The organism is Winogradskyella undariae, from assembly GCF_013285155.1.
Lineage (GTDB): Bacteria > Bacteroidota > Bacteroidia > Flavobacteriales > Flavobacteriaceae > Winogradskyella > Winogradskyella undariae.
In genome coordinates this window covers 90,822-115,939 of record NZ_JABTEL010000006.1, presented here as the reverse complement: position 1 = coordinate 115,939, position 25,118 = coordinate 90,822, and the positions used below count along the sequence as shown (strand labels likewise).

24 protein-coding genes are annotated in these 25,118 nt (G+C 30.6%); 13 read left to right on the top strand and 11 right to left on the bottom strand.

The window, feature by feature from the left end:
- The first annotated feature begins 12 nt into the window (after positions 1–12).
- Positions 13–150, top strand: coding sequence for a hypothetical protein (locus tag HSX10_RS10180; RefSeq protein WP_173588112.1), 138 nt, complete (start codon positions 13–15; stop codon positions 148–150).
- A 2-nt stretch (positions 151–152) separates the two neighbouring features.
- Here the strand turns inward: HSX10_RS10180 and HSX10_RS10175 are convergent, their stop codons facing one another.
- The 5 genes from HSX10_RS10175 to HSX10_RS10155 all read right to left on the bottom strand — a co-directional run bounded on the left by HSX10_RS10175 (position 153) and on the right by HSX10_RS10155 (position 6,158).
- On the bottom strand, positions 153–1,088 hold the full coding sequence (locus HSX10_RS10175; RefSeq protein ID WP_173588111.1) for a mechanosensitive ion channel family protein: 936 nt from the start codon (positions 1,086–1,088) through the stop codon (positions 153–155).
- A gap of 226 nt (positions 1,089–1,314) precedes the next feature.
- The gene (locus HSX10_RS10170; RefSeq protein WP_173588110.1) at positions 1,315–2,370 is read right to left on the bottom strand and encodes a type I restriction endonuclease; all 1,056 of its coding nucleotides are present in this window, start codon (positions 2,368–2,370) and stop codon (positions 1,315–1,317) included.
- 172 nt (positions 2,371–2,542) lie between these two features.
- Complete coding sequence (locus tag HSX10_RS10165; RefSeq protein WP_173588109.1) at positions 2,543–3,637, bottom strand: type I phosphomannose isomerase catalytic subunit; 1,095 nt, start codon at positions 3,635–3,637, stop codon at positions 2,543–2,545.
- 28 nt (positions 3,638–3,665) lie between these two features.
- Positions 3,666–4,916 (bottom strand): NRAMP family divalent metal transporter, encoded by a 1,251-nt coding sequence (locus tag HSX10_RS10160; protein ID WP_173588108.1) that lies wholly within the window; start codon positions 4,914–4,916, stop codon positions 3,666–3,668.
- Positions 4,917–5,147: 231 nt separating this feature from the next.
- The gene (locus HSX10_RS10155; protein WP_173588107.1) at positions 5,148–6,158 is read right to left on the bottom strand and encodes a 3-oxoacyl-ACP synthase III family protein; all 1,011 of its coding nucleotides are present in this window, start codon (positions 6,156–6,158) and stop codon (positions 5,148–5,150) included.
- Positions 6,159–6,418: 260 nt separating this feature from the next.
- Here HSX10_RS10155 and htpG point away from each other — a divergent pair, with 260 nt between their 5' ends.
- The 8 genes from htpG to HSX10_RS10115 all read left to right on the top strand — a co-directional run bounded on the left by htpG (position 6,419) and on the right by HSX10_RS10115 (position 16,128).
- Positions 6,419–8,329 (top strand): molecular chaperone HtpG, encoded by a 1,911-nt coding sequence (gene htpG, locus HSX10_RS10150; protein ID WP_173588106.1) that lies wholly within the window; start codon positions 6,419–6,421, stop codon positions 8,327–8,329.
- A gap of 125 nt (positions 8,330–8,454) precedes the next feature.
- Positions 8,455–10,785, top strand: coding sequence for a virginiamycin B lyase family protein (locus HSX10_RS10145; RefSeq protein WP_173588105.1), 2,331 nt, complete (start codon positions 8,455–8,457; stop codon positions 10,783–10,785).
- A gap of 237 nt (positions 10,786–11,022) precedes the next feature.
- On the top strand, positions 11,023–11,700 hold the full coding sequence (locus HSX10_RS10140; RefSeq protein WP_173588104.1) for a carboxypeptidase-like regulatory domain-containing protein: 678 nt from the start codon (positions 11,023–11,025) through the stop codon (positions 11,698–11,700).
- Positions 11,701–11,719: 19 nt separating this feature from the next.
- Positions 11,720–12,385: a transglutaminase domain-containing protein gene (locus HSX10_RS10135; RefSeq protein WP_173588103.1), complete on the top strand. Its 666-nt coding sequence runs from the start codon at positions 11,720–11,722 to the stop codon at positions 12,383–12,385.
- Positions 12,339–12,743, top strand: coding sequence for a hypothetical protein (locus tag HSX10_RS10130; RefSeq protein ID WP_173588102.1), 405 nt, complete (start codon positions 12,339–12,341; stop codon positions 12,741–12,743). Before HSX10_RS10135 ends, HSX10_RS10130 begins: the two co-directional genes overlap by 47 nt.
- A gap of 178 nt (positions 12,744–12,921) precedes the next feature.
- On the top strand, positions 12,922–13,599 hold the full coding sequence (locus tag HSX10_RS10125; protein WP_173588101.1) for a DUF4377 domain-containing protein: 678 nt from the start codon (positions 12,922–12,924) through the stop codon (positions 13,597–13,599).
- Between the two features lie 102 nt (positions 13,600–13,701).
- On the top strand, positions 13,702–14,658 hold the full coding sequence (rlmF, locus tag HSX10_RS10120) for a 23S rRNA (adenine(1618)-N(6))-methyltransferase RlmF (RefSeq protein WP_173588100.1): 957 nt from the start codon (positions 13,702–13,704) through the stop codon (positions 14,656–14,658).
- 234 nt (positions 14,659–14,892) lie between these two features.
- A complete protein-coding gene (locus tag HSX10_RS10115; RefSeq protein WP_173588099.1) occupies positions 14,893–16,128 on the top strand; it encodes a DEAD/DEAH box helicase in 1,236 nt (411 codons plus the stop codon).
- 463 nt (positions 16,129–16,591) lie between these two features.
- Here HSX10_RS10115 and HSX10_RS10110 read toward each other — a convergent pair whose 3' ends face one another.
- Genes HSX10_RS10110 through HSX10_RS10095 form a run of 4 tightly spaced genes read right to left on the bottom strand, consistent with a single transcriptional unit; the run spans position 16,592 to position 19,446 of the window.
- Positions 16,592–17,230 carry a hypothetical protein gene (locus HSX10_RS10110; RefSeq protein WP_173588098.1) on the bottom strand — a complete coding sequence of 213 codons (639 nt, stop codon included), beginning with the start codon at positions 17,228–17,230 and terminating at the stop codon, positions 16,592–16,594.
- Between the two features lie 12 nt (positions 17,231–17,242).
- Positions 17,243–18,412, bottom strand: a complete 1,170-nt coding sequence (locus HSX10_RS10105; RefSeq protein ID WP_173588097.1) for a hypothetical protein — start codon at positions 18,410–18,412, stop codon at positions 17,243–17,245.
- The gene (locus HSX10_RS10100) at positions 18,396–18,917 is read right to left on the bottom strand and encodes a hypothetical protein (RefSeq protein WP_173588096.1); all 522 of its coding nucleotides are present in this window, start codon (positions 18,915–18,917) and stop codon (positions 18,396–18,398) included. Before HSX10_RS10100 ends, HSX10_RS10105 begins: the two co-directional genes overlap by 17 nt.
- Positions 18,901–19,446 (bottom strand): RNA polymerase sigma factor, encoded by a 546-nt coding sequence (locus HSX10_RS10095; protein WP_173588095.1) that lies wholly within the window; start codon positions 19,444–19,446, stop codon positions 18,901–18,903. Before HSX10_RS10095 ends, HSX10_RS10100 begins: the two co-directional genes overlap by 17 nt.
- A gap of 129 nt (positions 19,447–19,575) precedes the next feature.
- Here HSX10_RS10095 and HSX10_RS10090 point away from each other — a divergent pair, with 129 nt between their 5' ends.
- Genes HSX10_RS10090 through HSX10_RS10075 form a run of 4 tightly spaced genes read left to right on the top strand, consistent with a single transcriptional unit; the run spans position 19,576 to position 23,446 of the window.
- Positions 19,576–20,892 carry a hypothetical protein gene (locus tag HSX10_RS10090; protein ID WP_173588094.1) on the top strand — a complete coding sequence of 439 codons (1,317 nt, stop codon included), beginning with the start codon at positions 19,576–19,578 and terminating at the stop codon, positions 20,890–20,892.
- 44 nt (positions 20,893–20,936) lie between these two features.
- On the top strand, positions 20,937–21,914 hold the full coding sequence (locus tag HSX10_RS10085; protein ID WP_173588093.1) for a hypothetical protein: 978 nt from the start codon (positions 20,937–20,939) through the stop codon (positions 21,912–21,914).
- Positions 21,907–22,263: a DoxX family protein gene (locus HSX10_RS10080; RefSeq protein WP_173588092.1), complete on the top strand. Its 357-nt coding sequence runs from the start codon at positions 21,907–21,909 to the stop codon at positions 22,261–22,263. Before HSX10_RS10085 ends, HSX10_RS10080 begins: the two co-directional genes overlap by 8 nt.
- Before the next feature lie 7 nt (positions 22,264–22,270).
- Positions 22,271–23,446, top strand: coding sequence for an MFS transporter (locus HSX10_RS10075; protein ID WP_173588091.1), 1,176 nt, complete (start codon positions 22,271–22,273; stop codon positions 23,444–23,446).
- A gap of 1 nt (position 23,447) precedes the next feature.
- On the opposite strand, the gene HSX10_RS10070 is transcribed toward HSX10_RS10075, so the two are convergent.
- Together HSX10_RS10070 and HSX10_RS10065 are read right to left on the bottom strand one after the other, a co-directional pair.
- The gene (locus HSX10_RS10070) at positions 23,448–24,125 is read right to left on the bottom strand and encodes a M15 family metallopeptidase (protein ID WP_173588090.1); all 678 of its coding nucleotides are present in this window, start codon (positions 24,123–24,125) and stop codon (positions 23,448–23,450) included.
- A gap of 158 nt (positions 24,126–24,283) precedes the next feature.
- Positions 24,284–25,117 carry a universal stress protein gene (locus HSX10_RS10065; RefSeq protein ID WP_173588089.1) on the bottom strand — a complete coding sequence of 278 codons (834 nt, stop codon included), beginning with the start codon at positions 25,115–25,117 and terminating at the stop codon, positions 24,284–24,286.
- Position 25,118: the final 1 nt, after the last annotated feature.

Sequence of the window (25,118 nt, the reverse complement as noted above, 5' to 3'; positions counted from 1 at the left end):
AATATAATCGTGATGACTTTGATCCAAATTGATTCTACAGAAGTGAAAATTCCTATAGAGATAACAATAAGCATTAATGAAGCCATGACGGCATCAAAATTTAAAAACCTTGATGATGACGAATATTTTATCATTGAAAAACGCTTATAAATTTAATCTTTTGACACTTTATTATCCGTTAAATAAACACGTGTTCTAGGAAGGCTTTCAGGGTAATTTTCTTGAATAAATTTAATCATTTTTTCACGAACATGAACACGTAAGTCCCAAGCGGTAGGCGAATTTTTAGCACTTACTAAAATACGAATTTCAACAGAGTTTTCTTTAGAGTCTGTGACTTGCAAAACATTAACTTGTTTATCCCAAAGCGATGTGCTTTCTAAGATTTTAGTTAATTCGGTACGTAAATCATCAAATGAAACACGATAATCGGTATGCAAAAACACGGAACCTATAATATCCGCAGAATTTCTTGTCCAGTTTTGAAACGGATTTTCTAAAAAGTAAGTAGAAGGCAAAACTAATCGTCTTTTATCCCAAAGTCTAATCACCACATAAGTAAGGTTAATTTCTTCAATCCAACCCCATTCATTTTCTACAACAACAGCATCATCAATTCTAAAAGGTTGCGTAAATGCGATTTGAATTCCTGCTAATAATGCACCAACAACTTTTTGCGCTGATAAACCAATTATAATTCCGGCTAAACCTGCAGATGCAAAGATTCCGTAACCAATTTTCTTTATACTATCAAAAGAGAGTAAAATAAAACCTACTGCAAATAAGATGATAACGAAAATGATAATTTTCTCTAACAAGCTGATTTGCGTATACATCTTCCTGGCTTCAAGATTATCTTCAGCCGAAATATCGTAATGCTTTAAAAAACTTCTTTTTCCTTTTCTTAAAAATATAATAAGAAGCCATGCAAAACAAAAAATTAAAAAGTTTTGCCTTTGGGAAACCAATAATGAATTATCAAAATTTTCAAGTCCCAAAACAGAACTGCTAAAATTTAATAGGGTTTCAATATAAAAAAAGATTAAAATAAGTATGATACAAGTAATAAGTTTAATGTGTTTTCTCATTTAAAACGCGCTTTAAGGGTTTCTTCCTAAGTTATTTGTTTAGTTGTAGAATCACAAGTAAAATACTGTTAAAACATACTTAAACATTCATAATTATCGTATTTTAAAATTAAAACCTTCTTATTGAAAATGTCATAATTATAGAAAGTCAAATAAACTGATTTTATTGATTTTTTATATAACTCCACACTAAACTCTTCTGAAAACTTATACTTTATTGAAAATTTTATTCATTATCATAACACCCTATAGTCTGTAACAATTGTTTTTCAAAATTATAAATAGCATCTATAGACTCAATTTTTTCTTTTGTTTCATTTTTAGATTCATCAAACAAACTGATATATTTTATACCACCATTTAAGTGAAGTCTACAAATTGGTTTTCTATTGTTGTCATCTAATAAAATACCGAAATACGATTGTGTATCTCGTTGTACAATTCTTTCTTTTGCTATTTTTCGACGTAAAATAGCCACAACAATTTGATAAGCTTCTATTTCTTCATCTGTTGTTATCACTTTACTTTTAGGTTGTTCTTCTACTTTTTCTTCTTCCAATTGTTTTTCTTGCTCTTTATTTAAAGCAGAGTTCAATCGGTCGTTTACTCTTTCACTAATAATTTGATTAAAAGCTTTATTTACAATTTCTGTGAATTCATCTACCACCTTAGCTGTTAAGCGACCATTATATGCTTTGTTGGCAAACAGCTTTACAAAATCTTGAGAAGGTTCTGCAAGTTCTTCACCTATTAACGATTTAATTTCTCGTGTATATTTTAAATGACTCGCATTATCGACAATAAGTGATACGTCAAATTTTGACTTATGAAATTTCTCTACCTCTTTAGCTGTACTTTCTTTTAGCTTGGTAATATCAAATTCTAAAAAAGGCTTTTCATCCATTTTATTAGTTTCCTCTAAATCTGTATAAAATCGATATTGAATACCATTAGTCAACAGAGCAAAGCGTGTTTTTGTAACATGAAAATATCTAAAAAGCTGAGAATTATGAATATTTAAATTCTGTTTCCAATGTTTGCACTCTACAATTAAAATAGGTTGGTCATTTTGAAATATTGCGTAATCTACTTTTTCACCTTTCTTTAAACCTAAATCAGCTGTAAACTCTGGTACAACCTCTGTAGGATTAAAAGTATCATAGCCTAAAATATTAATAAAAGGCAATGTAAAAGCATGCTTAGTAGATTCTTCAGTTTCAATTCTATCTTTCAGTTGTTCTACTTTATCTGCAAGACTTTTAAGTTGATTATATAATTCCATAGTTACAGTGTTATTATCTATCGTTAAATTTCTAAAATAAAAACATATCATCCTTACGGAATTCCGTAATCACCTTATTTTCATAAATCTAAAACCCCCAAGCCATAGCTCGGGGGTTTTATTATAACAGACATAAACAGTCTATTTATTTCATCTTATAATCAAAATATATTTAGTTTGGAGGATAACAAAGTAAAATTTTAGAAGCACTTTTAGATTTAAAAGTCATTTCTGAAATCGCTGCAGAAATAAATATTTCATCTCCTTGTGTATATTCATATTCTTTTCCGTTACACTCAATTACTCCGTCACCAGAATAAATAACTGCGACATAGAAACATAAATTTCCTTTAATTGTATGTCTTCCGTCTAAAAGCAATTCACTTAACCCAAAACAACTAGTATGTTTTTTATTAAATAACGTTTTAAACGTATACTCATCTGTATGTTCTAAAACTTCTGGTGTTATTTTCCATTCATTTAAGGCTTCTTCTATGGTAAAAGTATCGTAATGAAAACATTCTAACATTTTTTCTTCACCTACACCTTGATGAATTAATTCTGGACCAATTTTTAAACCTGCAGGTGTTGTTTTTTCAACACGCATGGTATAATCTGTTGGCTCTTGCACTTCCATTAAAAAACAGCCTGCACCAATAGCATGTGGCACACCTCCATAAATCATAAAAGCATCACCTGGTTTTACCTCGATTTTATGTAAACAATCTAACATTCCTTCAATGTTTTGATTCTCAAAATGAGTCTTCCAAATTTCTTTAGTTACATGTTTTTTAAACCCCATGTAAACCACTGGCTTTTCACCATTTATTTCTCGTGTATTTAAAACATACCAAGATTCTGTTTTTCCAAATTCTGAATTAAAAACAGTTTTCGCATAATCTTTATCTGGGTGTACTTGAACTGTTAAACGCTCCATAGAGTCTAACATTTTAATTAGCACACCTGTTGTTCCATATTTATTAGCAAGATCTTTACCTAAATATAATTCTAGATCCGAATTGATTAAATCCTTTAGAGAAAAAATGCCATCTTCAGTTTCTATTAAAGAAAGTCCTTCGTCTTCAGGCCTACCATTTCCACGTGCCGTAATTGTAGACATAATCCACTGTTCTGGCATTTGCCCATCTACTTCAGGTGTCATTTTTTTCCATCTATCAATTAAGGCACCTCCTTCATAAGTTCTCCAAACTCTATTAGATTTTTGTTTTAAAGGTATGTGTGCATATTTCTGTAAGTCCTCACTCATGGTTATTGTATTATTTCTTAAACTATTATTATACAAAATCTATAAATCCTATTATCGCTACGTATAGCATGTAACAATTAAAAATAAAAGTAGCACCTAAAGCCATATTCATCCATAAAGAAGTTTTATGCGACTTCATTACTTCAGATTTGTTTATCAAAATTATTAAAAACAGCGTTATTAATGGCATTACAAATGGACTAAATGCTTGAGAAGCTATTAAAATCCAAACGGGTTTTCCTCCTAAAAAAGGGATAATTAATCCAGACAATGCTACCAAGACTACTATAACTTTAAATAGTGGTCTTTTCATGTTTCGAGGTGTATCTGTATAATCTGCAATTAACCAAGGAAATAGAAGAAGGTTTGGAAAAATTGATGATAAACCTGCACCAACAATACCTAAAGTAAATAACGTTAAAGCAAAATCACCTGCCCATGGCCCCAAAGCGGTCATTAAGTCTGTAGCATCATTTACGGGTATTCCTTTAAAATAGAGTGTTCCTGTTGCACTAATCATAATGGCTAGACTGATTAAAAAAGTCATAACCATTGCAGACATTGCATCTTTATTTTCTTTTTTTAAATCGTTTAAGCCCCATTTTTCTTCATGTACTAAAATACTACGAGATGCCAAACAAACCCCTGCCATTGTAGTCCCAACAATTCCGGCTATTATTAAACCTGTATTATCACCTGTTGGTAAATCTGGAAAAAACTCAATGATAGATTTCCCTGATTCTTTTAAAACCATAAAACTTGTAAAAATAAAAGCGAGCGCCATAAAGCCAACCATAAGACTCATGGCTTTTATAAAATTCTCATGCTTTCCTGTCCAGAAAAGAGCAATTAATAAAGCAATAAAAAAAGTTGCAATTACAGGTTTATTTAAAAATGAAATAGATGTCTTCACAGAGATCCATTCCATACAAACTTCAGCAACAACGCCCATAACACCAATAACAGAAGAGATAATGGAAACCGCTAAAGCTGTTATAATAAATAGTGTAATAGGCTTACCAAATGTTTTTTTGAATAGTAACATAAGCGTATTACCTGTAACGATGGTAAGTTTACTAATTGAAATTAATAAAAAGTAAGTAAAAAAACAGGATAACAGAAGAGCCCAAGACAAGCTTAATCCAAATTTAGCACCAGAAACCACCATTGAGGTCACACTTCCGGTACCGACGACATAGCCAATAATAAAAAAGGCTGGTCCAAAATCTTTAATCTTTTTTTTGAATTTAGCGGCAAAAGTAGGGCTGCTTGTTTCCATAGTTTAGTTGTTTTAGTTTATATGTCAAAGCCATGGAAAATAAAATCAATTTATAATTGAAATGTAGAGTTATCCCCCTTGTCTTTATGAAATTTAAGACCTCAAGATATGAAATAAGAATATAAGAGATGACTAATATTACCTATAAAATAAAAGAACCTAATCTGTAATTACAAATTAGGTTCTTAAAAAAATTACACTTTATTAAATGCGTATTATAAAAGCGATTTATTACCACTTGATAACCACACTTCCCCACGTAAATCCACTACCAAAAGCGGCTAAAACAAGCGTATCTCCTTCTTTTATTTTTCCTTCTTCCCATGCTTCTGTTAAAGCAATAGGAATAGAAGCTGCAGTTGTATTTCCGTATTTCTGAATATTATTAAATACTTGGTCGTCACTCAACTTAAATTTACGCTGTATAAACTGTGAGATACGTAAGTTGGCTTGGTGAGGAATTAACATATCAATATCATCAACCTGTAAATTGTTATTCGTTAAACCTTCCATAATTACTTCACTAAAACGAACCACTGCATTTTTAAATACAAACTGCCCATTCATATGTGGAAAATAACTTACATCATCAGGGTCATTATCTGCTATAATATCACTTACCCAACGTTGTCCCATTCCTGGTGCAACTAAAACTAATTCTTCTGCATGCTGACCTTCAGAATGTAAATGTGTAGATAAAATTCCTTTTGTATTATCTTCTTCTCTTGTAAGAATTGCTGCTCCTGCTCCATCACCAAAAATCACAGATACACCTCTACCACGTGTAGTTTTGTCTAAACCAAAAGAATGTAATTCACTACCAATCACCAAAATATTTTTATACATCCCAGTTTTAATAAAATTATCAGCGACAGACAAAGCATATACAAAACCAGAACATTGGTTACGTATATCTAGTGCTCCAACAGTTTTAATATCTAAAGCATGTTGTACTTGTACTCCTGCACCTGGAAAATACATATCTGGACTTAGCGTCGCAAAAATGATAAAATCAATATCATCTTTATCTAAACCAGAACGTTCAATAGCAACCTTAGCTGCTTTTACACCCATAGTTGCTGTAGTATCACCACTACCCTTTTCTACCCAGCGACGTTCTTTTATCCCTGTTCTTTCTTGTATCCATGCGTCATTAGTATCCATCAATTTCGACAAATCGTCATTAGTAACAACGTTATCAGGTACATATTTACCTAAGCCAATTATTTTTGAATTGTACATCTAAAAATTTATTTTTAATTCTGTGATATTGGAAATCTAAACTCTTTGTTTTATTAATAACAAAGCTAATCTTTTAAAAGGTAGAATATATTTAGTAAGCTAAAATTAATTATGCACGCATAACATACTCATCTATTTATAGAGAGAAATTGATCCGTTTTACACAAATCAGCATATGCCATCTTGTCACAAATATTTTCTTGGTATTTTATTTGCCTATAACTAAGTATTCAAATTAATAATACAAAAAACTATATATCATGACAAAAGGAAGTATTAATGTATCGGTAGAGAATATCTTTCCGTTAATTAAAAAGTTCTTATACTCTGATCACGAAATCTTTTTACGTGAGCTTATTAGTAATGGTACAGATGCCACACTAAAATTAAAACACCTTACAAGTATAGGTGAATCTAAATCTGAATACGGAAATCCTATCATTGAAGTTAAGATTGATAAAGAAGGTAAAAAACTTCACATCATTGATCAAGGTTTAGGAATGTCTGCTGAAGAAGTTGAAAAATACATTAACCAAGTTGCCTTTTCTGGTGCTGAAGAATTCTTGGATAAATATAAAGATTCTGCAAAAGATTCAGGAATTATTGGTCATTTTGGTCTTGGTTTCTACTCTGCTTTTATGGTTGCAGAGAAAGTTGAAATTATTACTAAGTCGCATACTGGTGCTGATGCTGCACATTGGACTTGTGATGGTTCTCCTGAATTTACATTAGAGCCTTCTGATAAAGAAACTAGAGGAACAGAAATCATTCTTCATATTGCTGAAGATTCTACTGAATTTTTAGAAGAAGCAAGAATCAGTGCATTACTTAATAAGTATAACAAGTTTATGCCTATTCCAATTAAATTTGGAACTAATGAAATAAACGATCCTGAATTTACACCAGCAACAACTACAGATGCTGAAGGTAAAGAAACTACAGAGCCACATAAACAGATTACTGTAGATAACATTATTAATAACCCTAATCCGGCTTGGACAAAACAACCCACTGAATTAGAAGCCGAAGATTACAAAGGATTCTACAGAGAATTGTACCCAATGCAATTTGAAGAGCCTCTATTTCATATCCATTTAAATGTAGATTATCCTTTTAACTTAACAGGTATCTTGTATTTCCCTAAAATGGGTAATGACATGAACATGCAAAAGGATAAGATTCAATTATACCAAAACCAAGTTTATGTAACGGATAATGTTGAAGGGATTGTACCTGAATTCTTAACCATGTTACGTGGTGTTATTGATTCTCCAGATATTCCATTAAACGTATCGCGTTCTTATTTACAAGCTGATGGTGCTGTGAAGAAAATTTCATCTTACATCACTCGTAAAGTCGCTGATAAGTTAAAATCATTATTCAACTCAAACCGTGAGGATTTTGAATCTAAATGGGATGATATAAAACTTGTTATTGAATACGGAATGCTTTCTGAAGACAAATTCTTCGAAAAAGCAGATGCATTTGCATTGTACCCAACAGTAGATGGTAAATATTACACATACGAAGAGCTTTTCAATAAAACAAAAGCAACTCAAACTGATAAAGATGGTAAATTAGTATTGCTTTATGCTTCTAACAAAGACCAACAGCACAGTTATATTGAAGCTGCAAAAGCTAAAGGTTACGAAGTATTAATGTTAGATTCTCCTATTGTATCTCACTTAATTCAGAAATTAGAATCTACGAAAGAAAATATTTCTTTTGCACGTGTAGATGGTGATCATATTGATAATTTAATCAAGAAAGATGAAACTACTATTTCTAAATTATCTGAAGAGCAACAAGCAGAATTAGATACACTTTTAAAAGAAGTTGTTCCTTCTGAAAAGTTTGCTGTACAGCTAGAAGCTATGGATAGTGATGCTTCACCGTTTATTATTACACAACCAGAATTTATGCGCAGAATGAAAGAGATGCAGCAGACTGGTGGTGGCGGAATGAATATGTTTGGTAATATGCCAGAGATGTACAATCTTATCGTCAATACAAACTCTCCATTAGTTGGTGAAATTTTAGAAACTAAAGAAAAGGAAAACCAAGAACGTTTAATTACGCAAAGTTTAGATTTAGCACGTTTATCTCAAGGCCTATTAAAAGGAGAAGAATTAACAAACTTTATTAAGCGCAGTTACGAGATGATTAAGTAATCTAATTACTGATTTTCAGAGGAATCTCTTTAATAATTCAAAAACCACTTTGTTCATTCAAAGTGGTTTTTTTTATGTTTAATACAATATATTTGTCTGAATTTTCAACCAAATCAAAAACATTCATGCTTAAAAAACTACACTTAATCGTTTTTATTGGCTTTTTCTCATTGTTATTAAAAGCCCAAACAATCACAGAGTTCTCAACCGGTTACACTTCACCAGAAGGTATTGCTGTAGACTCAAACAATACTGTTTTTGTCACAGAACTTTACACTGGTAATATCTACCAATTAGATGCTAACGGAACACAAACCTTATTCGCTACTACTAATTCTAGAGCACATGATATCGTTTTTGATAATAATGACCTTTTGTACGTAGCAGAACCTTTTTATAGTAAAATAATGACTGTAGATGCTGCTGGAGTTGCTACAGATTATTTATCTATGCCAAATGCTTCTCCTTACGGACTTGCTATTAAGGATGGTTTATTATACTTCGCTTCAGAAAACAGTGGTAACGTCGTTAAAATAAATGCAGATTTATCAACATCTAATTACGCCACTGGTTTATTTACACCAGAAGGTATAGCCTTTGACTCTAATGGCAATTTATTTGTAGCTGACAGAAATGACAGAAAACTATTTAAAATAACACCAACAGGTACAGTAACAACTATTACAAGTAACATAGAAAACATAAGAGGTGTTGCTATTGCTCCAAATGACGATGTTTACTTTACAAAATACAAAACGTTTCCAGAAGAGCATAAAATCTTAAAATATGACGCTGTAACAGGTACAATTAGTGATTTTGTAACAACACTATTAGAACAACCTAGATCTATTACTATTGACAATTTAGGAAATATGTATGTTACTAATTTAGGTAGTGGTAAAGTGATAAAAATTTATGATGATTCTTTATTACCAAGCTCAACGCCTCAAATAGTAAATATTCCTGATGCTAATTTTAAAGCAGAGCTCGTTAATAACACTACCATAAATACAAATGCAGATACTGAAATACAAATAACAGAAGCAGAGGCATATAATGATTTACTGTACTTAGTAAATAAAAATATATCTAGTTTAACAGGTATAGAAGCATTTACGCAATTAAAATATTTATTTTGTAGCGATAACGCCTTAACAACATTAGATGTTTCAGCAAATACTAACCTACTAAATTTATCATGTAATAATAATCAGCTTACCGCTTTAGATATTTCAACAAATACAAATTTGATTAGTTTATCCTGTAGCAATAATCAAATTACGAGTCTAGATGCTTCAGCAAGCTTAAGTTTAGAAAACTTATATTGTGAGAATAATGTACTATCATCTTTAAATGTAACAGGCCTTACAAGTTTAACAAATTTAAGTAGCTTTAATAATCAACTAACTTCTTTAGACCTTTCTGGGCTTACAAGTTTAACCAATTTAAGAACTTCAAATAATCAATTAACTAGCCTAACGCTTACTGGTGCAACAAATTTAATTGAGATAGAATGTCAACAAAACCAAATTGCAACATTAGATGTTTCTGGGTTTTCAAGCTTAACTAAGCTAAGAAGTGAATTTAATCAATTAACCAATGTGACTCTTTCTGGTACAACAAGTTTAGAAAATTTATCAACTTTCAATAACCTTTTAACAACTTTAGATGTTTCACAAAATACGAACTTAATGAATTTAAGTTGTTACGATAACCAAATAACAACTTTAGATCTTTCTGCAAACACTAGTTTAGAGTATTTATCTTGTCATGATAATCAATTAACATCTATCAATGTTTCTACAAATACTGATTTATATTTTTTGCATTGTTATAATAATCAATTACCAATATTAGATGTAACTGCGCTTACAAGTTTAACAGATTTAGCATGTAGAAATAATCAGTTGTCTAATTTAAATTTGTCTTCAAATATTAATTTAATAAACTTAATCTGTAGTAATAATACATTTTCAAGTTTAGACTTAAGTAATAATGTAAATTTAACGAGCTTAACTTGTCATGTAAATGACCAATTAACAACCCTTGATTTAAGAAATGGAAATAATACAATATTAACAAGTTTTAATATGCATACAGTGCCAAATCTAACTTGTATTTTTGTTGATGATGAAGATTATAGCATTGCCAACTGGACCAACCCAAACCCAGAAACAACTAACTTTATAGAAACAAATGCTGAATGTTCTATCTTATCTGTAGACTTATTTGATATTAATCGTTTTAGAATATTTCCTAACCCAGCTTCAACACAATTAAACATTGAAACTGATGTGTCTTTTAGCAAGTTAACTATTTATAATTTACAAGGCAAAAAGCTATTAGAATCAGCACATGCTTCAGTAAACATCGAAGGTTTATCTAAAGGAATCTATCTTATTAAAGTTGAAGGAGAAAACAATAAAATTGTTACTGAGCGCTTTATAAAAGAATAAATAATTTATTGTTCTTAGAAAGGTTCCCCCCTTTCTTACTTAAACCATCAAGTTTTACTTGATGGTTTTTTTGCTTCTTATCCTTATAAACAACTTGATAAAAATTTGTTTTTGCTTTTTACAAACTAATCAAAAGTTATGCTTCACTCATTAAAAAGCATGGTTAACTAAATATTCATTTTCTATACCACAATAGAAGTATAGGTTTGATATGTACTAACATAAAAATCTTATATCATGAAAAACCAATTTAACTTAAACATTAAAACACCATGCTCAGAAAAATTTGATCAATTTTCACCAACTTCCAATGGAGGTTTTTGTGGCTCTTGCAAAAAAGAAGTTATAGACTTTACAAAAATGAACACACAAGAAATTATTACATTCTTTAAAAACAAAGAGACTCAAAATACCTGTGGACGTTTTAACAACAATCAATTAAAAATTTACAATCAAAAAACTCCCGAAAACCATAAACTTAACTTTCTAAGTGGTATTGCAATAGCTTGTTTAGCACTTTTCTCCAGCATTACAGCACAGGCACAAGAAGTAAAAAAAACAATGACCTCAACAGATGGCGCCTCTAAAATTGAAGCTAATAAATCTGAAAAAAATATAATTGTAAAAGGTAATGTATCAGAAAACAACCAACCGCTTCCTGGTGCAAATGTAATTTTACAGGGTTCTACAATAGGCATTGCTACAGATTTTGATGGCAATTTTGAATTCCCTGAAAAACTAAAAAAAGGAGATGTTTTAATTATTAGCTATATCGGCTTTGAAGCTCAAAAAGTAGTAATTGAAAATAATAAATCTGCCGCAGAAATTGATTTAAAAATTGATATGGAAATGACTTCTTGTGTTATTATGGGAGAAGTTGCAGTAACAAAAGTGTATCAATCAAAAAGGAATTAAAAACCCAAATAAAAAGTTTATGAAAAATATACTGGTCTTCATTTTTGCCTTCTTTGTAAATACTGCTTTTACTCAGGTCTCCGATTTTAAACACATCGATTTTACCAAAGCAGATCATATTGCCAAATTAAATGAAGACAGTAGTTTAGAAAACTTACCATTACTAGTACATAACTTAACATATAAACTAACAACTGATGTAGAAAAGTTTAGAGCTATTTACATTTGGGTTTGTAAAAATGTTAGCGGAGATGCTAATCAACACCATAAAGTACTCCAAAAACGAGAAAAATTTAAAAAGGATAGTTTAGGTTATATCGTATGGAATAACGAATACAAAAAAATTGCTTTCAAAAAATTACTAAAACAAAAAAAAACTATGTGCACAGGCTATGCCTACCTCATTAAAGAGTTATGTTTTATCGCTAATATTGAAAGTGAAATTATTGATGGATATGCCAGATCAGTAGATTGTAATGTTGAAAAACTAGAATCTCCAAACCATTCCTGGAATGCTGTAAAACTAGACAACAAATGGTATTTATGTGATGCTACTTGGTCTAGTGGTTATATGATTAATGGCCATTTTTTTGTTCCAGATTATAATGATGGCTACTTTTTAACAGATCCAATATTATTTGCAAAAAATCATTATCCAATACAAAAAAAAATGGTTTCTAAATAACAGTTTAATACAGTCCATATTTATACCTGAACCAATTGTTTATGGTGAAACGTTTAAACAACAAATAATCCCTATTAGTCCAAAAAAACTAAATACTACAATAAAAAGAAATGAAGAAATTAACTTTAGTTTTAAATCTCTAAACACTATTTCAATAGATAAAATTTCTCTAATTCAAATATCAGGAACTAACATTAAATCTTTTGAAATTTATGAGCTTAAAAACAAAAACGGATTAATCACCTTTAAATACCGCTTTAAACACAAAGGATTTTATGACGTGCATCTAAAAATAGAAAACGATATTGTTGCAACTTACAGCATTAGAGTTATTAAAGATAGAAATCATAATGATTAAGTAATTGTAATAAGATAAAACAAGACGATTACACCACAATTAAATAGCAATTAATAACCTATACATTTTCGTTTTCTCTAAACTTAAGACTTCAATCACAATAACGTTCTTTTAACATTTTACACTAAAAATTGGCAAGGCTTTTGAAAATTGAATGCCATAACCAACAACAACATTCATGACTTTACTAAAAACATTTCCTATTTTAATATTAAGCATCATGCTATCTTCTTGTGGCACATCAAAAAACGTTACTTCAATCTATTGGGTAAATAGTACTAAAACAGATTGCGATGCTGGTGCAGGAAAAACGACTTGCTTACAAGTTTCAAAAGCCGATAATTATAAAAATGCCGAATGGTCTAATTTTTATACAACAATAAATGGGTTTAATTTTGAACCTGGTTATTTGCAAAAAATTGAAGTTTCAAAAACAGCTTTAGACACTAAAAACACACCTGAAGATGCTTCCTCTATAAAATATGAATTAGTTAAAGTACTTGAGAAAAAGCAAGATCCTAAATTAGCAATTCATGATATTTGGGTAACGACTCATATTAATGCTGAAGAAATAGAAAAAACCAATGCACCAAGTCTTGAAGTAAACACTACTGAAATGCGTGTTTTGGGGACTAATGGTTGTAATAATTATAGCGGACAAATTAAAACGATAACTTCTAATACTATAGCGTTTAGTGCTATAGCATCCACTCGAAAAATGTGTATGGATATGGCTATTCCAGATCGTTTTGATAAAGCAATGAATAGCATTTCAATTTATAAAAAAGAAGGCATAACTTTATTCTTTTATAATGCAAATGGCAATGAGGTTCTACGGTTTAAAAAAGTAGATTAATCACAATATCATTATTTATTTAATTTATTGGGTTATTTAGGCTTAGGTCTTAATAACCCAATTTGTTTTCCATTACCTTTGTCCCTATTAAATTATTAAGAATTGGAAAAGAAAAAACAGCATCCTGAAGTAAAATCAGAACTTCACCCAAGAAATCAACATAGATCACGCTATAATTTTGATGCCCTTATAAGAAGTTCACCAAAATTAAGTCCTTATGTTGCACCTAATAAATACGGTGACGATTCTATCGATTTTTTTAACCCTGCAGCTGTAAAAGCATTAAACAAAGCTTTATTAATTCACCATTACGGATTAGACTACTGGGATATTCCTGAGCACTATTTATGCCCACCAATTCCAGGAAGAGCAGATTACATTCATAATATTGCAGACCTTTTAAAGGGTGAAGGCAGTGTTATTCCTAAAGGAAATCATATTAAAGGTATCGATATTGGTGTTGGTGCCAATTGTATTTACCCTATTATTGGTCATCATGAATATGGTTGGTCTTTTATAGGAAGTGATACCGATGAAGCCGCTATTATATCTGCGAAAGAAATTGAGCAGAAAAATTATGACTTAAGATCTACTTTAGAAATTAGACGTCAAGAAAAAGCGAACAACTTTTTTTATGACATTTTAAAACCCGAAGAAAAAGTAGATTTCTCTATTTGTAATCCACCTTTTCATGCTTCAGCAGAAGATGCTCAAAAAGCAAGCTTAAAAAAACAAAGGAATCTTAAAGGGAAAAGACCTAATAAATCGCTTTTAAATTTTGGCGGACAACATAACGAATTATGGACCAAAGGTGGTGAAGCTCGTTTTGTAAAAGACATGATTTATGAGAGTAAGCATTTTGGCAAACAATGCTTTTGGTTTACAAGTTTAATTTCGAAAGAAGTAACTCTAAAACCAACTTATAAAGTTCTAGAAAAAGTAAATGCGACAGTTGTAAAAACTATTGAAATGGGACAAGGTCATAAAATCAGTAGATTTATAGCTTGGACTTTTTTAACAGAAGAAGAACAAAACGACTGGATGAAGGAACGTTGGTAGAACCGTTTTCTTCATTTTAAGTATTCCACTTTTTGTCGGAATTTATTGAGATGTCATTGAATCTGTATCGTTCTCGATACTATTTGCTCATATTTCACAAATCACTCGAACTGACGTGGTTTGCAAATTTTATATTTTTATATCAAAGTTTGAATTAACAAATATTCTAACTTTGTTACCTTATTTGTTATTCCTGCCTTCGCAGGAATGACAAACTTAATAAACACAATACCTATGTCATTTAAAGACTTACATCTTATAAAACCCATTCAAAAAGCTGTTGCAGCTTCTGGTTATAATGAACCTACTTTGGTACAACAACGTTCTATTCCACCAATTTTGGAAGGTAAAGATGTTATTGTATCTGCACAAACAGGTACAGGAAAAACAGCTGCTTTTGCCTTACCTATTTTGCAAAAATTGTACGATAAACAAGATGCGCCTAAAAAAGGTAAAAAAATAAGAGCGCTGATAATAAGTCCTACACGAGAATTAGCGATACAAATTCAAAAGAATTTTAAAACTTATGCTGAGTTTACCAATCTAACATCATTAGTCGTTTTTGGTGGTGCATCTATAGAACCACAAATAGATACGTTAAAAAAAGGCGTTGATATTTTAGTGGCAACACCTGGTCGTTTACTCGATTTACATAAACAAGATTATATTAATCTCGATTTTATTGAAACTTTAGTTTTAGATGAGGCCGATTTAATGTTGGCAATGGGCTTTATTGATGACGTAAAAAAGATTGAACGTCTTTGTCCTGAAGACAAACAAACCTTATTATTCTCGGCAACGATTCCTTATAAAATTGAAGACTTAGCCAATACCTTGCTTAAAGATCCTGAACGTATCGATGTTACACCAACAAAATCTGTAGCAAAAGATGTAAGTCAGCTGTTGTATTATGTCCCTAAGCAAAATAAAATTGAACTGTGTTTACATTTAATGCGCAATACTATTGAAGGTAACGTTCTTATTTTTAGACGTACTAGAAATGGTGTGGATAAGCTTGAAGAAACCTTATTAAAAAATGGGTTCTCTGTAAATAGTATTCATGGTGATAAACCTCAAAGCGAAAGACAAACCGCTTTAAATAAATTTAAAAACGGCTACGTTAAAATTCTTATTGCAACTGATGTTGCAGCACGTGGTATTGATATTAACGAGCTAGATAACGTTCTTAATTTTGACATGCCAGGCATACCCGAAACTTATGTCCATAGAATTGGTCGGACTGGTAGAGCCGGACATACAGGTAATGCGTATTCCCTATGTTCTGCTGATGAGAAAAATTATGTAAAAAAGATAGAACAAGCTATTAATGTTCAGATTCCTGTGGAAACCGAACATCCTTATCCCTTAGATCCTAAAGCAGAACCTGTTGTACATAAAAGACAAGGTAGTAAGTATAAAAAAGGTCGTAAGAGTGAAGCTTCTAAGAAGAAGAAAAAACGTTGGTATTAGAATAGATATTAGCTAAAAATAATAAATAATTTAGACCTCAAAGATTTTTAAAAATCTTTGAGGTCTTTTTTTGTTCAGAAGCAGCTGAGCCGTTGTTGGTGTTTTTCAACAACAACTTGTGGATTTGAATTTGCAATGGATCACCGTTGGTGAAAACACCAACATTGGCAAGAACACTTAGTGGACCTAGGTACTTTTTGTATTTGTTTTAAAATGAATTATTTAATCGAATCTTTGTATGAATAAATAATACCATTGACAATATCAAAGAAAATAAGCCCCGAAGATTTCTCTGAGCCGTTGTTGGTGTTTTTCACCAATAACTTGTGGATTTGAATTTGCAATAGATCACCGTTGGTGAAAACACCAACATTGGCAAGAGAGATTTTAGACGTTAGATATTAGATTATAGACAAAAGCACTTAGTGAATTTAAGTGCTTTTTTATTTCTTTAAAGAATGAACTACTCAAACTTCATTTCGAAAAGTAAATAATGTTTAATCCCAAATTGCTTTCCCCATTTTTCAATTTCAGCGCCTGCAGTTCCAACATCACACCAAGACAATAAACCATCTTCTCTTTCGTAAGGTAAAATATAAGCTAACAGATAAAACGACTTGTTATAGCTTATTTCTAAATTGCTTTCTTCTACTAAATTTCTTAGACTATAGTTTTCAGAATCTGTAGCTTCATAATTTTTAGTGATACTAAATCTTGGAAACTTAAAGGTCATTTTCAGTTGGTTATCATCGGTATGTTTTGAAATTACTTTCATTTTAAAAACCGTATCACTTAACGTTTCAAATTGTTTAACACCAATACTTCTGCTATCCATAACAATGGTATCAGATACGATTTTCCCATCCCAAATTTCCTTTACCGTGAGTTTGTAACTTTTTCCTTTAAGTTGCTCACCTGAAAATTTCAACTTCATATAATCAATCCCTTCAAAACTTAAAAGATCACTTACCTCTTCAATATCTGAAGAATACTCACTTTCCATTTTTAAACTTGAAATTGTTTTAGAATCCGTTTCTTTTTGTTGTGCTAGTAATCCACTGAAGCACGTTAATGCGACAGTAATAATCAGAAATATTTTCATAAATTAATTGTTTTATTTTTTGATTGAATCGTTATACGTATAAATAATACCATGAATAATATCGAAGTAAATTTCACCAGAAAAATTTCCTTTGCCACTTGGTTTTCTTTCCATCATACTATACTTCTCACCTTTGCTCGTGGGTTGCATTTCTATTTTATAATTGCCCACAAAATTCTTAGTATTGTTACCAATGGCCTTAAAACTGAAATCTAAATCAGGATAGAAAAAATGGATTTTAGAATATTCAGAATACAGATTAAAGCGTTTAAAATCTTTAGCCCAATTATAAAAATAGTACTCACTATTAAAGTCTGATATTGTTGTATTTTTTCGAATTTCTCCAATTTCAACTTTAGAAAACTCTGAGGTAATTTTTGTGTTTTGTACACTTCCTATTTTCCCATTTTTCACATTTTTAAACTTATACTCTCCTCCTAGAATAGCATCAGCTTCAAAATTAACATCATCAATCCTGATATTATTAAAACTGTTATAAAGTGCTTTTGCTTTTAAAGTTCCTGATTTCAGTTTAATGGAAATTTCATTTTGTAAATCATTTCTAAAATGTATACCCGAATTTTTCCCATTAATATTTAGCTTTAAATAAGGTGGAATTTTTATTACAAAAATGCTTCGCATGATATCTATATTCTTACTTTCAAACTTAGATAAGTTACCATCTTTATCAATTTTTTTTAATCTGTTATTTATATACTTTAAAGGATTATTCGTTCGATCTCCTGCGTTATTCAATCTAATCTCTGCTAACAAAGAATCTTTCGATTTACGTATTATTGTATCCTTTTTTTTATTAAAAAATTCATCATTATTTAATATAATTCCTGACTCTACATTATACTTATACAACTCAAATGTTATTTGATTTTTACTATTAACATTCAGTGTAATATGATTATCAAAACTTGATACTTCAGTAGTTATTTCTTCAATTTTTTCCTTAATCTCTTTTTTTGAATACCCTTCAAACTCCATTAAAAAATCAAAGTGAACTTTATCATCTGTAGATTCTTCAATAGCGACATAAATATTTGCGAAATTTAATACAATTGATGTGCTTTTATCTACCGAAAAACTTTCTTTAAGTATCTGATGACTTTGACTATGACTTAATACTGATGTGATGAGCATCAATACTAAAAGTTTAAATTGATTTTTCATATTGTTTGTTTGCTTGATTTAATATCTTGATGTGGTTTTGAATGTCTTTTAAAATCTGTAATCGCGTTTGAAGATTTTCAACCAATGCTTCAATGACTAAAATGTTATTAGCATCATCTTTGAACTGCAATGAAATATCTTGATAATCGTTATCTAAATCTTCTAAGTTTTTTTTGAATCGCTCTACCAAAACGGCATCATCTGCGATAGCTATAAAACTTTGCCATTCGGTTTCAATATTAGCTAGGTATTCAGCTTCAACAGCTTCTACTTGTGCTATAATTGGCGACGATTGCTTAAGTTCTGGTTTAGATTTCATTTCCATAGCATTAAAGCCAATGGTTAATGCAATAATTAAAATTGCAGCTGCACTTAACCATGCATAAGGATTTTGTTTTGGTTTGGATTGTTTTTTAAGTTTTTCAGCAAACTCAATTCTATGATTTTCAGGAAGCGTTTTTAAATCGTCTTCCTCGTTAAATAGGTTTCTAATATCTTGCTTCATTATACTTTTGTTTTAAAAGGTCTTGTAATTTTAATTTCCCACGTCTTAGATGTGTTCGAGATGTTTTTACGGGGATTTCTAATATGTCTGAAATTTCTTCGTGATCGTAGCCTTCCAACAAATAGAGCTTCACGACTATTTTATGTTTTTCATTGAGTTCGTTAACAGCTAACAGAATTTCTTCCTTCGTAATACTGCTATCAAAATGCCAATCGTCTTCGTTTATAATCTGTAATTCGGTAACCTCTACAGCACTAAACTCTAACTTATTTTTCTTTAAAACATCTAAACATTGATTGATAATAATTCGTTTTAACCAAACACCAAACGTAGCTTTAGGCTGATATTTTTCAATATTTGTAAAGGCTTTTAAAAATCCTTCTTGCATGGCATCCTTTGCATCTTCTTCATCATTGAGATAACGACAAGCAATGGTAAACATCGCTTGCGCATAGGTATCATAAACTTGCATTTGTGCAACTTCATTTCTTTTTTTACAAAGCTTAATAAGTTGAGTGTCTTTGTGCATTGGGTTGGTTAGCTATTCTATAATTAAAAACGATGGAATTTGGAAAGAGTTTCAAAATAGGATAAAAAAGATTGATTTTAATTCAATATGATTAATTTTAACCTGAATTTCAATCTACCCAATATAAAGATGAGCGACGATTACAAGAAACCTGCGTTTAAAAAATTATTAGATCGATTACAAGAAGAGAGCTGGCAATTAGAATTGCTGATTTCTGGTTTTTCTATTTTTGGATTATTCTCAGCCTATCCTGCTTTAGAAATGAAAATGGCCTATCACCAGTCTCAAAACGATAATAATCTGTTTTTTACGCTAATTTTAATTCTTGCACTTTCTGCATGTTCCATATTAATTTTTAACTTACTTCTCCATGTGCTTTTACGAGGCTTATGGATTGGTGCCTTAGGATTACGGTATGTTTCTGGAGACATTGAATACGACACCTTAAATTACACCAAACGATTTAGCAATTATCTAAAATTAAAAGTAGGTTCTTTTGATAGGTACATTGCAAGATTAGAAGACTACTGTAGCATCATTTTCGCAATCACGTTTTTGCTCATCTTTTATTTGCTCGCTCTTGTTCTAATCATAGGATCAATTGCTACAATATTTTCAGTATTTCTAAATGGCAATTCGTTTAGAGATTTTTCTACGTACGTTGGTATTATCCTTTTAGCATTTGTAGTTATTGGTATGCTACTAACTTTTATCGACTTTATTACTCTCGGTTATTTAAAAAAGAAAAAATGGCTTAGCAAAGTATATTTTCCTTTCTACTGGGGTTTTAGCATTATCACACTTTCCTTTTTATACCGACCATTAATTTATAACTTTCTAGATAATAAATTTGGAAAACGCCTGAGTCTCTTTTTAGTTCCTATTTATATTTTATTGGTATGGATGACTTCTTTATATTACAATCAATCTAACTATTTTAATTTTATTGAGGACTCGAGTACTAACATTTCTAATTCTGCAAATTACGAAAATATGTTAGTTAAGGAATCTGATTTTATTAAAAACATTGCTATCAATAGTAAAGTTATAAGCGATCCGTACGTCAAAGTATTTATAGCTTTTGATAAATATATAGAGGATGAAATTTACCTCTTCAACCCAAGTTTAAAAGTTGATGAAGATGCTAGAGGTATTACATCAGAAATCAGCACAATCAATTATGACTCCAATACTAATGCATTAAAAAACGACTATTTAGCTACATTCAATTCACTTTATTCTGTTGAAATTGATTCCACATTATATAAAACCGAATTTTTACTCGGTAGAACTATAAAAAAACAAAACGGGTTTGAAACTTATATAGGTATTAAAAACATAGAAGAAGGTAAACACATGCTTTATGTAAAACGAAGAGAACTAAAAGAATCGGATACCATATCTAAAATTGAAGCTTCTATACCATTTTGGTATTATCCAAATTAGCATACAGTATAAATAATGTATCTTTAAAATCTATACACTTAACCATGCATAAAATTTTATTTATTCTCTTGTTTATTGGGCAAATTACATTTGCGCAAACAACCATTAAAGACAATATCACATCCTATCCTGTAAGTTACGCCACCATATCTTTTGGCAATGGTAATGGGCTTTTTGCTGATGATGAAGGTCAATTTATATTTACCGAAAAATTATATCCAGATATCGACTCTCTTTTTATATCCGCACTTGGGTTTAAAGATTTAAATGTAGCGACCAAAGATTTACCTGCACAATTATTAATGCAACCAGAAGCGCATTTATTAGACGCTGTTATAATTAACAATAAGATAGATCGAAAATTTAAAGAGGAAAAATTAAAACCTTATTTAGACGACGATTATTATAAATGTTGGCTACCAACGATAGAGTCTGAGATTGCTGTGTATTTCCCAAAAACGACTTCTCAAGATCAAAAACTTTCAGAAGTCTTATTTCCTATTGCATTAGAATCTAAAGATTGGAGTAAGCGAAATAAATCTAATAGTGAAAAGAAAAAGTTCTCTACTTTATTTAAAGTAAAATTTTACGACAATGATAATGGAAAACCTGGTAAGGTTTTAACTTACGAAACGACTGTATTTAGAGCAACGGAAAAGGATGGAGATTTTCATGTATTAAATGTTGATGATTATGATATACTTATTCCTGAAAATGGTTTTTTTGTGTCATTACAAGTTTTAGGCTACACAAATAAGGATGGCAAATTACTTCCCAATAAAAAATATAAAGAAATCGTTTCTAAATCTGAAGGTATTATAAAAATACCAACCAGCTTTAGACCCTTGTTACCCTTTACAGATAAAATTGAAACAAAGAACACTTTTGTAAAACGCGTGTTTATTAGCGGAAATAATTGGGTGAAATTTGATAACGAAAATCAATTTACATCTAGTTTATTAGATAAAAATCTATTTAACTATGGCATTGGTTTAACCTATAAAACATATAAAGATGAATGAACCTATAGGACTATACATCATGGCTGTTCTGTATTTTATTGCAGGAATAATGCATTTTATAAAGCCAAAAACCTACATGCGTATTATGCCAAATTACTTACCTAGCCACAAAGCTTTGGTTTACTTAAGTGGTTTGGCTGAAATTGTTTTAGGAATTGGCTTGTGTATACCAATGCTTAAAAATATTTCAATTTATGGTATTATAGCCATGTTAGTCGTATTTCTATTGGTGCATTTCTATATGCTTTCTAGTAAAAAAGCATCTGCAGGCATCCCTAAATGGGTTTTAATTTTACGTTTACCTCTACAATTTGGGTTAATGTATTGGGCATGGATTTATTTTAACTAGTTTACTTTTGAAAGCTAAAACAAGCACAACTAAATGGGTTTTACCCATAATTATCTTTTCTCAATTTTGTTGTACATCGTTGTGGTTTGCCGGGAATTCTATTATAGACGATTTAGTTTTATTTTTTAATCTGAGTGCAGAATCACTCGGATATATTAGTTCTTCCGTACAATTTGGATTTATCATTGGTACTTTTGTTTTTGCGATTCTTACACTAAGCGATCGCTTTTCTCCATCAAAAGTATTTTTCATTTGCGCCGTTTTTGGAGCTGTTTTTAACTTAGGCATACTCTATCCCAACAATACGATAACTACAATACTTTTTTTTAGATTTTTAACCGGATTTAGTTTAGCAGGAATTTATCCTGTAGGAATGAAAATCGCAGCAGATCATTTTGAAAAAGGATTAGGTAAATCACTTAGTTTTTTAATTGCGGCCTTAGTATTGGGTACTGCCTTCCCTTATTTAATTCAATCTTTTGGATTTAATATTAAATGGGAGGCTGTAATTTTTACCACATCAATCTTAGCATTGATTGGAGGATTTCTTGTTTTAATTTTCGTTCCTAATGGACCTTATCAAAAACTGGCTGATAAGTTTGATGTTTCTAAAATTTTAGATGTTTTTAAAAAATCGAGTTTTCGCTCTGCAGCATTCGGTTATTTTGGACACATGTGGGAATTGTATGCCTTCTGGACATTTGTACCTATATTACTAATGATGCATCAAGAATTTCATGGTGTAACCTTAAATATTCCTTTATTTTCATTTATCATCATAGCCTCAGGAAGTATATCTTGTATTTTAGGTGGTTTTATATCTAACAGATTCGGTGTTAAAAGAACAGCTATTTGGGCCTTAACTATTTCTGGAGTATGCTGCTTTTTGTCGCCTATTTTCTTTTTAGTTAGCGCTACACCACTCTTTATTATTTTTCTTATAATTTGGGGAATGGCAGTAATTGCAGATTCACCTTTATTTTCTACTATGGTTGCACAAAATTGCGAAGTACAATCTATCGGCACAGCATTAACTATTGTAAATTGTATAGGCTATAGTTTAACTATTGTAAGCATTCAATTGTTAAATTATTTAATAACATATGATACTATTGCGCCCTATGCATTTGTAGTTTTAGCAATAGGACCGATTACAGGATTAATCTATTTGAAAAAAAATTAGATTATTCTATTTCAAAATCAAAATAAGTTTTAGGAAAAGGTTCCCAACGCAACGTAAAATGCCACCATTCTTTAGAGTAGTTTCTAAAGTTATGTTTCAACATTACAGTTTGTAATAATTGACGGTTTTGTTTTTGTAAATCCGTTAAAGGTTCGTGAGCGATCCAAGATTCTTTTCCAAAATAATCAAATGGACTTCCCATATCTAAAGGTACTCCTGTTTGCCCATCAATAATAGTTAAATCTATAGTACTTCCTCTACTATGCCCAGAGCGTGAAGCAATGTAACCAGCTTGAAATAAGTTGCGTTTTTCTGCTTCAGGATAAAACTGAGATTTTTTAATCGTGTCATTTAAATCACGAGCCCAAGTAATAAAATTATTTACAGCACGTTGCGGACGATAGCCGTCATAAACTTTAAGACAAAGGTTTTGTTCTTGCAATTCATCCTGTACCAATTTTAACTTTTCAGCTGTCGCTTTTGTTAAAATTAAACGATTTGCTTCATAACCATCTATAGTATCTCCAACAAAATTATTCGTCGTAAAATAACGCAATTCAACATCTAAATCTGGAATTATAGATTTTACGTACACAAATCCCTCTGGTAACGTTTGTTGTTGAATTGTAAACGAAAGAAGAAAAAAGCTTCCGATGTATAAAAGTGTTTTGTAATTCATACTGAAGTATTAATTATTCAAAAATAAAACTAAGAATCTATTTTTAGAAGATATATAGCTTTTAAATTATTTCTTTATAAAACACAAAAAGCGCCAAAGAAAAAATCTTCAGCGCCTTCTTCAGATGTTAATAACACTAACTAAAAACACCCCTCTAATTATAATTTAAAAGTCATAACAGGTAATGTTGAATGGTTTGCTATGTCTTCAGAAACACTTCCTTCAAAAAAGTGAGATAAACCTTTTCTACCGTGTGTAGCTACAGCAATAAGATCTGCACCTATTACATTTGCAAAATGAAGAATTCCTTTTTCTATGGTATAATCTGAAACAATATTTATCTGATTTAGTTTTTTTAAATCCCCTTCTGCTTTTTCTAAAAACTTAGATACACGCTTATCAATTTCAACAGAACTATTAAAGTTTCCATCAGGTGAATTGACGTATACCAAATGCATATTTATACCAAGACTTTCAAAAGTTTGCTTTGCATTTAAGTAAGGTTTTATTGCGTCTTCAGAAAAATCACATGCAAAAACACCATTTTCAAAATCCATTAAAATAGGATTGTGCTTAATGACCAATACAGGAATTTCTGAATGTCGTACTACTTTTTCAGTATTAGAACCCACAAATACTTCTTTAATACCACTAGTTCCTTGAGATCCCATAACAATAATACTAGCATCATATTCTTTCACCACATCATTAACCTCACTCCACACTTTAAAGTGTTTAATTATTTTGGTGACTTTAATATCTTTTAAATATGGCTTCTTTAAAAATATTTCAAATTTTTGCTCTGCTAGTTTTATAAAGTAAAGCGCCTCTTGGTTTAATGCTTCACTTGCAGACGATATTATGGTATTAGATAACTCTAACATGTGTAAGACTAAGAGTTCTGAACCATACTTTTGAGCTAAACTTGCTGCAGCTTCCAAGGCAAACTCTGATTGTTCCGAAAAATCAACTGGTACAATAATTTTATCCATC